Genomic DNA, 14,367 nt, shown 5'->3' on the forward strand with positions numbered 1-14,367 from the left:
GGCCGCCCCGGCAGTCGCCGTTCGGGTCCGGGGACCCGGAGGGTTACTTCTTCCGACCCGGGATCATGCAGAGGCCCGCGATCACCAGGAAGGAGACGATCGGGAGGGCGACAAACAGGCCCAGGGTCTGGCCGACGCTCAGGCCGGTGCCCGGATCGTCGCCGTCGTCGCGTACGAGCGCCATGGCGGGCGACGACATCAGCATCATCAGCGTGGCCGCTGCGGTGACCGCACCGGCGCGCATTGCGTTCCTCTTGTCCACGTTTCCCAAGGTACCGGCCCCCTACAGCGGCTCGCCCGGCGGGGTGCGCCTGTCGGCGTGTCCCGTCATCGGGGCGAGTGTCGAGGCGATGGCGGCGGCGCCCGGGGAGGCGGCGACGGCGTCGAGGGTGCGGGGGGTTCCGGTGGCGTCGGCGACGGGGAGCCGCCAATTGGGGTACTGGTCCCAGGTGCCGGGCAGGTTCTGCGGACGGGGGTCGCCGACGGTGTCGGGCAGCCAGACGCCGACCAGTCGGGCGGGCGTGGCGAGCAGGTAGGCGTACAGCGCCTCGGTGGTGACGGGTGCTCCGTCGGCGAGCAGGCCGAGTCGGACGAGTTCGTGCTGCCAGTCGGCGAGTTCGGCGGCGGCGGCGTGCTGTTCCTCGGCGAGCGGGCGGGCGAGCAGGCCGAGTTGGTGGCGCAGCGCGACGTGGTCGCCGGTGAGGCGGGCGGCGGTGCTGGGCAGGTCGTGGGTGGTGAGGGTGGCGAGGCAGCCGGCCCGCCAGCGGTCGGGGGGCAGGACCTCGCCGTCGGCGTTCCAGTCGCGTTCGAACCAGAGCACGGAGGTGCCGAGGACGCCGTGTTCGGCGAGGCGTTCGCGGACGCCGGGCTCGACGGTGCCGAGGTCCTCGCCGATGACGGCGGCGCCGGCCCGGTGGGCCTCCAGGGCGAGGACGGCGAGCATCGCCTCCGCGTCGTAGCGGACGTAGGTGCCCTCGGTGGGTCGGGCGCCGACCGGCACCCACCAGAGCCGGAACAGGCCCATCACGTGGTCGATCCGGATCGCGCCGGCGTGCCGGGCGGCGGAGCGCAGCAGTTCGGCGTACGGGGCGTAGCCGGCCTCGGCGAGGGCGTCGGGGCGCCAGGGCGGCAGGCCCCAGTCCTGGCCGTGGGCGTTGAACGCGTCGGGCGGGGCGCCGGTGGAGATGCCGGTGGCGAGGACGTCCTGCAGCGCCCAGGCGTCCGCGCCGTCGGGGTGGACGCCGACGGCGAGGTCGTGGATCAGGCCGAGCGGCATGCCGGCGTCGGTGGCGGCGCGCTGCGCGGCGTGCAGTTGTTCGTCGACCAGCCAGGCCTGCCAGCGGTGGAACTCGATGCGGTCCGTCAACGCGGCTTTCTCGGCGGCGACTTGGGGGTTGGCGGGGTGGCGCAGGCCTTTCGGCCAGGAGTGCCAGGCGGGGCCGTGCACCTCGGCGAGGGCGTTCCACACCGCGTACCGCTCCAGCCATTCGCCCTCGCGGCGGACGAACGCCCGGTACGCGGCCTCCCGGCCGACGCCGCGCGGCACGGTGTGGAGGAGTTCCAGGGCCTCCTGCTTGAGCGCGCGGACGGCGTCGCGGTCGATCAGCGCGTCGTGGTCGAGCACTTCCTCGCGGAGCAGCCGGGCGCGGCGGGCGAGGTCGCGGACGTGGTCGTGGCGGGTGTATTCGGGGATCGCCTCGATCCGCAGGTGCACGGGGTCGGCGAAGCGGCGGGAGGACGGGCGGTAGGGGGACGGGTCGGAGGGTTCGCCGGGCATGCCGGCGTGCAGCGGGTTGATCTGCAGGAAGCCGGCGCCGAGTTCGGCTCCGGCCCACTGGGCGAGTTCGGCGAGGTCGGCGAGGTCGCCCATGCCCCAGGAGTGCTCGCCGAGCACCGAGTAGAGCTGCGCGAGGAAGCCCCAACTGCGGTGCGGGGGTTCGGGGATGCGCGGCGGGGCGACGATCAGCGCGGCGCGGCCGGTGCGTTCGCCGGCGGCGGCGTGCAGGGTGTGGCGGCCGAGCGGCAGGTCCTCGGGCAGCCACCAGGAGTGGTCGTGCGTCAACTGCCAGGCGCCGCCGTCCTCCAGTTCGACGCGCGCCTCGGCGTCGGGGGGCAGGTCGAGGGCGGTGCGGCGGCCGTGCCAGGCGACCACGGTGGGGGGCAGCAGTCGCCGGGCCTGGTCGGCGCGGTGCCGTTCCAGCGCGTCGGCGGCGAGTTCGGGCGTGTCGGCGTCCACGCCGAGCGCGGCGAGCACGGCGCTCAGGGTGCGCGGCCCGACCTGGACGGGCCCGGCGCCGGCGTCGTAGCTGGTGTCCACCCCGTACGCGTGGGCCAGTGCGAGCAGTTCCGGTGGCGCGGCCGGATTGTCCTCCGCCGGCACCTGCTCGGTTCCCACCTGCTCGCGGTCAAGGTATGCGGCCACCCAGCGCACTCCGTCCTCGGGTTCCCGAACGCCGACAGGCACAGTCCTACCCGCGCGCCCCTCCCCCGACCCCGACCGACACGGCGGCCCGCCTCCACCGGACGGGTGAACGTGGCGTCGCGGGGTTGCCGTGGGCCCGGCCTCCGTCCGCCCGAGGTGTCGTCCCGTCATCGCCGCGGTGTCGCCCGGGTGTTCGACGGCACCGGCGATATCAGCCGATAACGGACATAGCCGCCAGGGACGTTGACAGGGACGCGGAGAGCTGATGGGCTGGTCGGGCCGGATGGCCGCGGGGGGCCGGGGCGGGCTGTGGGGGCCGGTGAGCTGGCGGTTCGGGCAAGGAGGCTCCGGTGCAGGCACGGGTGTCGGTGGCGGCCGGGCGTCGGCTGCGTCAGCAGTTGGAGCAGAGCGCGGCGTTGCGTGAGGTGCTGCACCACCCGGCGGCGCTGACGGCGCGCCAGGTGGCGGCCAGGACGGCCCGCCAGTTGGCGCCGAAGGCGGCGGACCGGTTCATCGCGGACATCAAGGGCACCGACCCGCTGCTGGCGTCGGTGCGCGCCGAGCGGCGGGCGGGCCGGCGCGGCAGCGCGCTGCGGCTGGCGGCGACGCTGTCGGCGGCGGCCGTGGTCGGCGGGCTGCTGATCCCGGGCGAGAGCTTCGCGGCGCAGCCGGGCGACCGGCAGGCGGTGTCGGCGGGGGCCGAGGTCCCGGCCGCGGTGGAGGCCCCGCTGCCGCTGGGTTCGCTGACGGACCCGCAGGTGTTCCCGCGTCCGCAGCAGTTGCGTCCGGGCGGGAAGCCGGTGGCGGTGCCCCGGAAGGCGACGGTGGTGATGGCGGACGGCGCGGACGGGGCGGCGGTGGACGCGGTGCGCGCGCTGCTGACCCGGGCGGGCGCGGCCGAGGTGACGACCGCCCCGGAGGCCCCGGAGACTCCGGAGGCCGGGTCGCTGGTGGTGTTCGTGGGCGGCCCGCGCGAGGGCGCGGGCGGGGCGACCGACCGGGCGCTGCGGGCGCTCGCGGCGGCGGGGGGCCTGAAGGACACCGAGGTGCCGCCGCTGGCGGGCCTGCCGTCCGGCGGCCACCTGCTGGCGACGGGTCAGCTGCCGACGGCGGGCGGCGCGTACGGCGCGGTGGTGCTGGCGGGCGTGGACGGCGAGGGCACGTTCTACGCGGCGCAGTCGCTGGCGCAGCTGCTGGCGCCGGTCGGCGCGGGGCAGGGCCAGGGCGCGGCGGCCGACGGCAAGGGTTTCCCCGGCGTGCTGGTGCGGGACTGGCCGAGCGGCGCGCCGGTGCGCGGCACCGCCGAGTCGTTCTACGGGGAGCCGTGGAGCGCTGCGCAGCGGCTGGCGACGGTGGACTTCCTGGGCCGCACCAAGCAGAACTTCTTCCTGTACGCGCCGGGCGGCGACCCGTACCGTTCACGCCGCTGGGCCGAGTCCTACCCGGCCGAGCAGGTGCGGGAGTTGACCGAGCTGGCGGGCCGGGCGCGGGACAACCACGTGACGCTGGCGTACTCGGTGAACCCGGGGCAGTCGTTCTGCTTCTCCTCCGCCAAGGACCTGGACGCGCTGGTCGCCAAGCTCGACGGGCTGCGCCAACTGGGCTTCCGGGCCTTCCAGTTGGACTTCGTGAACGTCTCGTACGACGAGTGGCACTGCGGCACGGACCGGCGGAAGTTCGGCACCGGTCCGGCGGCGGCGGCGAAGGCGCAGGCCGCGGTGGTGACGGCGGTGCAGAAGCGCCTGGTGGCGCCGCACCCGGAGCTGGCGCCGCTGTCGGTGGTGCCGACGGAGTTCCAGAAGCAGGGCGCGACGCCGTACCGGACGGCGCTGGCGGCGGCGCTGCCCGCCGAGGCGCAGGTTGTGTGGAGCGGCGGCGCGGTGATCGCCAAGCAGGTGACGGGCTCCCAACTGGCCGACACCCGGCGGCTGTTCGACCGTCCGCTGGTGACGCTGGACAACTACCCGGTGAACGACTCGGCACCGGACCGGCTGTTCCTGGGCGGCTACGGCGGCCGGGACGCGGAGGTGGCGCAGCGTTCGGCGGTGCTGCTGACCACGGCGATGAGCCAGCCGGTGGCGTCCCGGATCCCGCTGGCCACGGCCGCCGACTTCGGCTGGCAGCCGGCCGGCTACCAGCCGGAGAAGTCGATGTCCTCGGCGCTGCGGATGCTGACGGCGGGCCCGGCGCAGCAGGCCGCGGTGGCGGCGCTGGCGGGCAACAGCGCGTCCTCTCCGCTGGGCGGCAAGGAGTCGGCGTACCTGGCGCCGCTGGTGGAGCGGTTCTGGGCGGCGGCGGAGCCGGCCTCGGGCGGGCCGGTCGACCAGGCGAAGCTGCGGGAGGCGGCGCAGCCGCTGCGCGAGGCGTTCACGGTGATGGCGGACGCCCCGAAGACGCTGGCGAGCGACCCGCTGGGCGCGGACGCCGCGCCGTGGCTGTCCCGGCTGTCGGCGTACGGCGCGGCGGGCCGGGCGGCGCTGGACATGCTGCTCGCGCAGCACGCGGGCGACGGCACCGCGGCCTGGCAGGCCCGGCTGGAGCTGGGCCGGCAGCGCTCGGCGCTGGAGCAGAACCCGGTGACGGTCGGCAAGGGCGTGCTGGACCCGTTCCTGGACCGGGCGGTGAAGGCCGCCGACACCTGGGCGGGCATCACCTCGGGCGCGTCCCCGACCACCACGCTGGGCACCGCGCACGACCACGGTCCGGCGCTGATGGCGGACGGCTCCGCGCAGACCTTCTACTGGTCGTCGGCGCCGCCGCAGGTCGGCGACAGCTTCGGCCTGGACCTGGGCACCCCGAAGCCGCTGGGCACCGTGACGGTGCTGATGGGCGGCCAGGGCGACGACCCGGACGCGTCCTCGGCGGCCGACGACTACCTGCGCGACGGCGTGCTGGAGTACTTCAGCGGTTCGGGCGGCTGGCAGCGGCTGGCGACGGTCCACGACCAGCGGACGGTGGTCGTGAACGCCCCGGCGGGCGCGGTCGCCAAGGCGGTGCGGCTGCGCTCCACGGGCGGGCAGAAGACCGCGGTCGCGGTGCGCGAGTTCACCGCGGTCGCGCCGGGCGCGGTGGACGCCGAGGTCAGCGGCCCGCCCGCGGTGCCGGGCTCGTCCCCGGACGCGGTGCTGTCGGGCGACCCGGACTCCGCGTTCCGGGCGGCGGCCCCGCCCCGGGTGGGCGACGCCCCGCTGACGGTGGAGCTGGACACGGCCCGCCCGCTGGACCGGCTCACCGTGCTGACCGACCCGACGGTGCGCGCCGAGGCGACCGCGCAGGTGCGCCACGCGGACGGCACCTGGGCCGACCTCGGCGCGGTCCACCCCGGCTACAACGAGCTGCGCGCCGACGGCGGCCCGGTGGACGCGTTCCGCCTGGTGTGGCGTCCCGGCGGCGAGGCCCCGGTGGTGAACCAGGTCATCCCGTGGTACGCGGACGTCCCGGCGGCCCGGGTGACGCTGGCCGACCCGACGCTGGACGCGGTGGCGGGCGGCGCCCCGTCGCAGACCCGGGCCACCGTGGAGTCCGGCCGCCCGGACGCGCTGACCGGCCAGCTGAAGGCGGAGGTCCCGGCGGTCGCCAAGGGCCTGACGGTGACCCCGGCCCCGACGGTGACGGTGCCGCGCGGCGGCAAGGCGGGCGCGCCGGTGCAGGTGTCGGCGGCCGCCGACACCCCGTCGGGCACCTACCGGGTGCCGGTGGTGTTCACGGCGGGCACGCTGACCGTCCGGCAGGAGCTCCTGGTGCACGTGGTCCCGCCGACCGGCGGCCCGGACCTGGCGCGGTCCGCCGCCGCGTCCTCCTCGGGCGACGACTCCGGGAAGACCCCGGCGGCGGCGATCGCCGACGGCGACCCGAAGACCTCCTGGACGTCCCCCGCGAAGGACGACGCCTGGGTGCAGCTGCGGCTGCCGCAGGCCGCCCGGCTGGGTTCGGCGGTGCTGCGCTGGGGCGACGCGTACGCCTCCCGGTACCGGCTGGAGACCTCGGCCGACGGGGTGACGTGGACGACCGTGGCGGTGGTGGAGAACGGGCAGGGCGGCACCGAGACGGTCCGCTTCGACGCGCCGGGCGCGCAGTACCTGCGGGTGCAGGGCGTCAGCCGGGCCGGCCGCTACGGCTACACGCTGTCCGCCGTCGAGGTGTACGCCGTCACGTCCTAGCCGCCGTCGCGCGCCGTCGCGCCCTGCACGCGGCGGGCCGCCGACGCTCCCGCTGAGGGGTGCGCCGGCGGCCCATGAGGCGTACCGAATGTCGTGTCGGGCAGGCCCTTGTCTGATCAGGCGGAGAGCGGAGCGTGCTGCTCGCCGCGGCGGACGGGACGGGTGCGGACCGGGGACGGAACGGCGGGCGGCAGCTCCGTATGGTCGTGGTGTTCGAAGTCCCGGAACTGGTCGAGGCCGCCGTACGGCTCCAGGTAGGGCCGCCAGCGCGGATCCTTGATCCCGGTGCCGATGACCCGCCAGGCCAGGCCGCTGGGCGCGGCCGGGGGGCGCTTCATCCGCCAGCCGAGGTCGGCGAGGTGCCGGTCGGCCTTGGTGTGGTTGCAGCGGCGGCAGGCCGCCACCACGTTGTCCCACCGGTGCTGACCGCCCCGGCTGCGCGGGATCACGTGGTCGACGCTGGTCGCGGCGGCCCCGCAGTACACGCACCGCCCGTGGTCGCGTGCGAACAGCGCGCGCCGGGTCAGCGGTACGGGGCCTCGGTAGGGGACCCGGACGAAACGGGTCAGTTTGACGACGGACGGCGCCGGAACGGCGCTGGTGGCGCTGTGCAGAGTGGTTCCCGCGTCCTCCAGGGCGATCGCCTTGTGGTTCAGGACGAGGATGAGTGCGCGTCGCATCGAGACGACACCGAGTGGCTCGTACGACGCGTTGAGGACAAGGACATGCGGCACGGGGCCTCCTTGGACGCCTGCGGCGCGTGGCTCGCGCCGAGTCGAGCGGTCGATCGTGCCCCTTGCGGGACGCGATCTCCCTCAGTGTCGCCTTACGCCCAGGCACGACGCCACCATTTCTCTGTGAACGGGCCGTCCGGGCGGGTGAACGGGCCTCTGGGGAGGCAATCGGCAGGCTCTAGAGTGGGGCGATGCTCGCCGATTCTCCTCCTGACAGCACGCCGCCGACCTTCAACCTGCCCACCAGCGCCGCCGAGGTGACCGACTCCACCCGGCAGGCGGCCAGCTGGCTCGACGACAACTGGCAGGGCTGGCTGGTCGACGGGCTGCGGATCGTCTTCATCCTGCTGCTCGCGCTGATACTGCGGGCCGTGGTCCGCAAGGTCATCGACAAGCTGGTCTCCCGGATGGGCCGCCCGTCCGTGGCGGACGACGACCACGGCGTGCTCGGCGGGCTGCTGGCCAACAGCGGTGTCGTCAACACCGAGCGCCGCCAGCAGCGTTCCGAGGCGATCGGCTCGGTGCTGCGTTCGGTGGCGTCCTTCAGCATCCTCGGCACCGCCTCGCTGATGGCGCTGTCGGTGCTCGGCGTGGACCTCGCGCCGCTGCTGGCCTCCGCCGGTGTGGCCGGTGTGGCGATCGGTTTCGGCGCCCGGAACCTGGTCACCGACTTCCTCTCCGGCGTCTTCATGATCATGGAGGACCAGTACGGCGTGGGCGACGAGATCGACACCGGCGTCGCCACCGGCACCGTGCTGGAGGTCGGCCTGCGGGTCACCAAGCTGCGCGGGTCCGGCGGCGAGATCTGGTACATCCGCAACGGCGAGGTCAAGCGGATCGCCAACATGAGCCAGGGCTGGGGCACCGCCTCGGTGGACGTCCAGGTCGGCTACAAGGAGGACCTGGACCGGATCGAACTGCTGGTCACCGAGGCCGCCGACCAGCTCTCCAAGGAAGCGCCCTACGACGAGCTGATCTGGGGCCGGGTCAAGGTGCTGGGCGTCGAGGAGGTGGCCGTCGACTCGATGCTGCTGCGGATCGAGGCCCGCTGCACGCCCGGCAAGTCCGCGCAGGTCGCCCGCGCGCTGCGGCTGCGCCTGAAGGCCGCGTTCGACCTGGCCGGCGTCAAGCTCAAGGAGGAGGCGGCCGCCGCCGTCCCCGCGCAGGCCGCCGCCCCCGAGATCCTGCCGCCGTCCGCGCTGTCCGACCCGAGCTCGGCGCGGTCGCTGGCGGCCAAGCCGATACCGACGCAGCCGTAGCGCGCCGCCGACGACGAGAGGGGCCCCGGGAGTTCGCACTCCCGGGGCCCCTCTTTCCGTCCCTGTCGATCAGCTGCTGCGGCGCCTGCGGACGGCGACCAGCAGGCCGGCGCCGGCCGTCAGCAGGGCCGCGCCGCCGACCAGGGTGTACCTGAGGGCGGTGTCGTCCGTGCCGGTGTAGGCCAGGTTGCCGCCCGAGGACTGCCCGGGCTGCGAGGGCTGCGACGGTGCGGGCGTGGGGTCCGCCGTGGGCGTCGGGGTCGGGGCCGGGGTGCTCGGGGACGGCGGGAGCAGCTCGTTGACGGCGGTGGTGCTGACGCCGTCCTCCAGGTGCTCGTCGTCGAGGACCACCGGGCCGAGGACCGGCTGTTCCGGGGCCTTGTAGCCCTTGGGCGGGCTGACCTCCTGCCAGTAGTGCGCGCCCGCTTCGGCGCGGCGGGTGCAGGTGCCGTCGTCGCCGGTGGTGCACGGGTCGCCGACCTTGGTGTCGGCCTTGTCGCCGTCGGTCTGCAGACCGTCGGCGCTGTTCGACTCGCGCCAGAGCTGGAAGACCGCTCCGGGCAGCGCCTTGCCGTCCTGGTCGTGCTTGACCAGGCGCAGTTCGCCCTGCTGGCGGCCGAAGCCGAAGTCGAGGCTGTGGTCGTTCTGCCCGGGACCGCCGGTGGTGAGCGCGAGTTCGGCGCCGGTGGTGGGCGTCCAGTGGTGGAGCGGGCCGCCCTTGGCGTAGTCGGCGGGGTTGTCCGGGCGGACGGTGTAGGCGGTGTTGGGCTTCAGGCCGCCGGTGACGTTGCTGTTGTCGAAGTAGTACTCGCCGCGTTCGTTCGTGGTGGTGGTGCCGACCTTCTTGCCGTCCGCGTCGTACAGGTTGACGGTCACTCCGGCGGCGGGCTGCTGCTGCGGGAGTTGCTGACCGGAGCGCTCGGGGTCGTACCAGACCCGGTTGCCGATCTGCAGCGGGGCGCGGTCGCAGAGCACTTCGAGGTCGCCGATCGAGGTGCCCTTGCCGAAGGTGGGGTGTGCCTTGTCGTTGAGGCGCAGGCCCGCGCCGGGGTCGACGCCGCCGTCGCGCAGGGTGAACAGCGGGCCGTAGCCGTAGGTGGTGTTGTCCGGGTCGACGCCGGCGGTGGCGATGGACGGCTCCACCTTGGACAGCGCCAGGCCCGCGTAGGCGGCGTACGGGTGGTAGACGGTGACGCGGTGGACGTCGAAGAACTTGCTGCCGCGTGTGTCGATGCCGCAGCCCTGGTTGACGTCCAGCACGTACCGGCCGCCGGACGTGCAGGCCTTGTTGAGGTCGCCGCTCGCCCAGACCGGGGCGGTCAGGTTGTCGGCGGAGATGCGGTCGGCCAGCCGGTCGCGGAAGGCCAGCAGCATGGAGCCGTCGGTCTCGAAGCCGATCTCGCCGAGCTGCGGTTCGGGCTTGGCGAAGGCGGTTCCCGCGCAGAGCGCGCCGTCGGTGCCGGTGGGCCAGGCGTCGGTCCACGGGAACCAGCCGGCGCCCTGGCAGAGCGGGTCCTTGTTCCAGCTGGTCTGGACGGTCTGCAGGCGGGGGTGGTCGAGCGGCTGGTCGAGGACGGCGGCGCCGAACGTGCCGGTGGCCGGGTCGAAGGGCAGCACGATCGCCCGCAGGTCGCCGGTCCGGCCGGTGGACTGGCCGGAGCAGACGCCGCCGAGGTAGCCGGTGCCGTCCTGCATGCCGAGGCCGAACGGCCGCCAGTCGGAGGCCGCCGGGCAGGCCGGGGTCGGGATGCTGTAGACGGCCTTGGGCTTCTCGACGGCGGCCGCCGTGGCGTCGTAGCGGTACAGCTTGCGGTTGTTGAGGTTGACCACGTACAGGTCGCGGCCGTCCTCGGAGAGCTTGATCCCGCCGAGGCTCTCCTTGCCGGGGGCCGCGATGAACCCGGCGTCGTCGCCGCCGTGCCGGGTCGGGCCGGCGTCCGGGACGGTGGTGAACAGCTTGGTGGTCTTCGCGGCCGGGTCGGTGACGTAGATCGCGCCGGGCCCGTTCGGGCCGTACGGGGAGCCCGCCTTGGCGAACGCCGCGCCGAACAGCCGCCGGTCGTCGCGGTTCCAGGCCAGGCCGAAGACCGTGCCGGTCTGCGGGGCGGTGGCCAGGTCGGTGATCTGCGCGGCGCCGCCGTTGGACGTGCGGGCCCGGTACGGGAAGCTCACCAGCGTGTGCCCGCCGACCGGTTCCGTCCGGGTCGGCTGGCAGGCGGTGGCCAGCGGGGCGTTCTGCTGGCAGTAGTCGGACGGGTTCCACAGGCCGGTGGTGACGGTGGCCTGCTTGCCCTCCGACAGGTCGACGAACTCCTCGTTGCTGCTCAGCGCGTTCGGGGCGCCCAGGCCCGCGCGGGAGGCGAACGCCGGGTACAGCACACCGGGTTGAGGGTTGACCACGTCCACCCGGTACCTGCCGGTGGCGGTGGGCTTGGCGGGCGTCAGCGTGACCGTGCCGTCGGCGGCCGTGACACCGGTGCGCACCCCGCCGTTCTCGCCGGTCAGCGTGACGGTGACCCCGGCCAGGCCCGGCTCCAGTGCCGGGGTGTACGTCCCGCTGTCGTCCACCGCGCGGACCACCCGCACCGTCACCGACCCGTCGGCGGTGGCGGCGGGTGCGGACACCGCCGGGCCGGTGGCCAGGCCGGCCGCCAGCAGAGCGGCCAGCGCGGCGGATCGCCGAAGCCGCTGTCTCGTGGGTTGCACGTCTCTCCTTCGTTCCGGCGCGCCCCTCCCCCCAGGAGGGGCGCGCTCCGACGGAGGCTAGCGGGTCGCAGCGGCGGTTCGGAAGCGATGATTCCGTTTTCACCCGATAGGACAACAACACGACTGAGTAACGGAGATGACGAATCCTCAGATCGCGGAGACGGCAAGGGCCCCGGATGGCTTCCGGGGCCCTTGTTCGTCATTGACCGTGCGTCAGTGCGCGCGGCGCTTGCGGACGGCGATCAGCAGTCCGGCGCCGACCACCACCAGGATCGCGCCGCCTACCAGGGCGTACGTGAGGGTGGTGTCGTCCATGCCGGTGTAGGCCAGGCCGCCCGAGGGCGCCGACGGCGTCTGGGTGGGCGCCGGCGTCGGCGCGGGGGTGCTCGGGGGCGGGGGGAGCAGCTTGTTGACGGCGGTGGTGCTGACGCCGTCGTCGAGGTGGTCGTCGTCGAGGACCACCGGTCCGAGGACCGGCTGTTCGGGGGTCTGGTAGCCCTTGGGCGGGGTGATTTCCTGCCAGTAGTAGGTGCCCTTGTCGGTGACGGTGCGGCAGGTGCCGTCGTCGCCGGTGGTGCACGGGTCGCCGACCTTGGTGTCCGGCTTGTCGCCGTCGGTCTGGAGCCCGTCGGTGGCGTTGGTCTCGCGCCACAGCTGGAACACGGCTCCGGGCAGCGCCTTGCCGTCCTGGTCGTTCTTGACCAGGCGCAGTTCGCCCTGCTGCTGCATGAAGCCGAAGTCGAAGGTGTGGTCGTTCTGGCCGGGGCCGCCGGTGGTCAGGGCGCGTTCGACGTACTTTCCGCCCTTGGGGACGGTGCCGTCGGAGTCGATCGCCCGGTTGGAGCCGACGTTGTCCTTGGTCGGGACCCAGTGGTACAGCGGGCCGCCCTTGGCGTAGTCCGCCGGGTTGTCGAGGCGGATGGTGTACGCGGTCTTCGGCTTCAGCCCGCCGGTGACGTTGCTGTCGTCGAAGTAGTACTCGCCGCGCGCGGTGGTCTTCGCGGTGCCGACCTTCTTGCCTTCGCCGTCGTACAGGTTGACGGTCGCGCCCGCCACCGGCTTCTGCTGCGGCAGCTGGAGACCGGAGCGCTCCGGGTCGTACCAGACCCGGTTGCCGATCTGCAGCGGCGCCTTGTCGCAGAGCACTTCGAGGTCGGCCATGGACGCGCCCTTGCCGAAGCTGGCGGTGCCGTTGGACAGCTCATTGCCCAGACCTGGATCCTTCGCGCCGTCGCGCAGGGTGAACATGGTGCCGGCCGACCACGCGTGCCCCAGCACGTCGTAGCCGGAGGTGGCGATGGAGTTCTCCACCTTGGACAGCGCCATGCCCGCGAAGGTCGCATAGACGTGACCGATGCGCTCGGTGTTGAAGAAGCCCTTGCCGCGGGTGGTGATCCCGCAGCCGAGGTTGACGTCCAGCACGTACTGGTCGCCGGACTTGCACGCCTTGTTCAGGTCGCCGGAGGCGGCCGAGACGATGAACTCGGCACCCGGCACCCCGGAGCCGCTGGTCTGGTCGGCGTACCGGTCGCGGAACGACAGCAGCATCGAGCCGTCGGTCTCGAAGCCGATCTCGCCGAGCTCGGGCTGCCCGTAGTAGTAGCACGTCCCGGTGCCCGGCTTGGCGTTGGTCCACGGGTACCAGTAGTAGCCGCCGCACACGGCCGGCGGCGTGCCCCGGTGGTCGAGGGGCTGGTTCAGCACCGCGGCGCCGAACTCGCCGGTCTCCGGGTCGAACGGGAACACCACGGCCCGCAGGTCAGCGAGCTTCTGGGTGGACTCGCCGGAGCAGACGCCGCCGAGGTAGCCGGTGCCGTCCTGCATGCCGAGGCCGAACGGCCGCCAGTCGGAGGCCGCCGGGCAGGCCGGGGTCGGGATGCTGTAGACGGCCTTGGGCTTCTCGACGGTGGCCGCCGTGGCGTCGTAGCGGTACAGCTTGCGGTTGTTGAGGTTGACCACGTACAGGTCGCGGCCGTCCTCGGAGAGCTTGATCCCGCCGAGGCTCTCCTTGCCGGCCGCGGTCAGGTAGCCGACGTCGCCGCCCGCGGTGTGCGGCGTGGCGCCGACGTCGGGGACGGTGGTGAACAGCTTGGTGGTCTTCGTCGCCGGGTCGGTGACGTAGATCGCGCCCGGGCCGCCGGGGCCGTAGGGCGCGTCGCGCTTGGCCTGGGCGGAGCTGAACAGCCGCCGGTCCTCGCGGTTCCAGGCGATGCCGAAGACGTTGCCGGTGTCACCGTTGGTGGCGATGTCGGTGACGTCCTTGTTCATGCCGCGCGACTCGTACGGGGCGCTGAGCAGGGTCCGCCGGGTGGCGGGCTCGGCGACCGAGGGCTGGCAGGCGGTGGCCAGCGGCGCGTTCTTCTGGCAGTAGTCGGACGGGTTCCACAGGCCGGTGGTGAGGGTGGCCTGCTTGCCCGCCGACAGGTCGACGAACTCCTCGTTGCTGCTCAGCTTGTCCGGCGCGCCGGCCAGGCCCTCGCGGGAGGCGAACGCCGGGTACAGCACGCCCGGCTTCGGATTGACCACCTCCACCCGGTACTTGCCGCTGGCGGTCGCCTTGGCGGGCGTCAGCGTGACCGTGCCGTCGGCGGCCGTGACGCCGGTGCGCACCGCGCCGTCCTCGCCGGTCAGGGTGACGGTGACCCCGGCCAGGCCCGGGTTCAGCACCGTGCTGTACGTTCCGCTCTCGTCCACGGCGCGGACCACCCGCACCGTCACCGAACCGTCGGCGGTGGCGGCCGGCGCGGACACCGCCGGGCCCGTGGCGATCCCGGTCGCGAGTAACGCCGCCAGTGCGGCGGTGCGCCGGTATCCGATCTTCTTGAGTTGCACGTTCTCCCCTCCTCCTGTCGCGCGCCCCTCCCCCGGAAAGGCACACACGATGGGACGGAGAGTAGCGGTCCCGTGAAGTCTTCGGAACACCGCCCTCCGTTTCACCCGTTCGGGGCAACGCGGTTTCCTGGCAGGCGTCCTGACGATGCATCAGGCAGGGGGCGGCCGACGCCTCGTCGCACGCCCCCGAAACGAACGCGCGCCCGACCGTTGACATCGCGGCGCGCCGATTGGAAACTTTCCTAACAGTCGGC

At 73.9% G+C, this 14,367-nt stretch carries 7 protein-coding genes; 2 read left to right on the forward strand and 5 right to left on the reverse strand.

Annotation, left to right across the window (positions count from 1 at the left end):
- Positions 1-43: 43 nt before the first annotated feature.
- Positions 44-262: a photosystem II reaction center protein PsbW gene (gene psbW / locus AMK19_RS23385; RefSeq protein ID WP_073814952.1), complete on the reverse strand. Its 219-nt coding sequence runs from the start codon at positions 260-262 to the stop codon at positions 44-46.
- Positions 263-283: 21 nt separating this feature from the next.
- Positions 284-2,422 (reverse strand): 4-alpha-glucanotransferase, encoded by a 2,139-nt coding sequence (gene malQ / locus AMK19_RS23390; protein WP_073814953.1) that lies wholly within the window; start codon positions 2,420-2,422, stop codon positions 284-286.
- Positions 2,423-2,772: 350 nt separating this feature from the next.
- Between malQ and AMK19_RS38185 the strand changes: the two genes are divergently transcribed.
- Positions 2,773-6,582, forward strand: coding sequence for a beta-N-acetylglucosaminidase domain-containing protein (locus tag AMK19_RS38185; RefSeq protein ID WP_274536994.1), 3,810 nt, complete (start codon positions 2,773-2,775; stop codon positions 6,580-6,582).
- A gap of 116 nt (positions 6,583-6,698) precedes the next feature.
- Here AMK19_RS38185 and AMK19_RS23400 read toward each other — a convergent pair whose 3' ends face one another.
- Positions 6,699-7,316, reverse strand: a complete 618-nt coding sequence (locus AMK19_RS23400) for an HNH endonuclease (RefSeq protein ID WP_083647247.1) — start codon at positions 7,314-7,316, stop codon at positions 6,699-6,701.
- 191 nt (positions 7,317-7,507) lie between these two features.
- Here AMK19_RS23400 and AMK19_RS23405 point away from each other — a divergent pair, with 191 nt between their 5' ends.
- A complete protein-coding gene (locus AMK19_RS23405; RefSeq protein ID WP_073814955.1) occupies positions 7,508-8,575 on the forward strand; it encodes a mechanosensitive ion channel family protein in 1,068 nt (355 codons plus the stop codon).
- Positions 8,576-8,644: 69 nt separating this feature from the next.
- Here AMK19_RS23405 and AMK19_RS23410 read toward each other — a convergent pair whose 3' ends face one another.
- The gene (locus AMK19_RS23410; protein WP_083647249.1) at positions 8,645-11,281 is read right to left on the reverse strand and encodes an SdrD B-like domain-containing protein; all 2,637 of its coding nucleotides are present in this window, start codon (positions 11,279-11,281) and stop codon (positions 8,645-8,647) included.
- Between the two features lie 213 nt (positions 11,282-11,494).
- On the reverse strand, positions 11,495-14,113 hold the full coding sequence (locus AMK19_RS23415) for an SdrD B-like domain-containing protein (protein ID WP_241844531.1): 2,619 nt from the start codon (positions 14,111-14,113) through the stop codon (positions 11,495-11,497).
- Between the last annotated feature and the right edge of the window lie 254 nt (positions 14,114-14,367).

The sequence above is a fragment of the Kitasatospora sp. CB01950 genome (assembly GCF_001905465.1).
Lineage (GTDB): Bacteria > Actinomycetota > Actinomycetes > Streptomycetales > Streptomycetaceae > Kitasatospora.

What these genes read in the sequence shown, in the direction of transcription:
- AMK19_RS23405 (WP_073814955.1), top strand. Translation starts at nt 7,508, where the DNA reads ATGCTCGCCGATTCTCCTCCTGACAGCACGCCGCCGACCTTCAACCTG.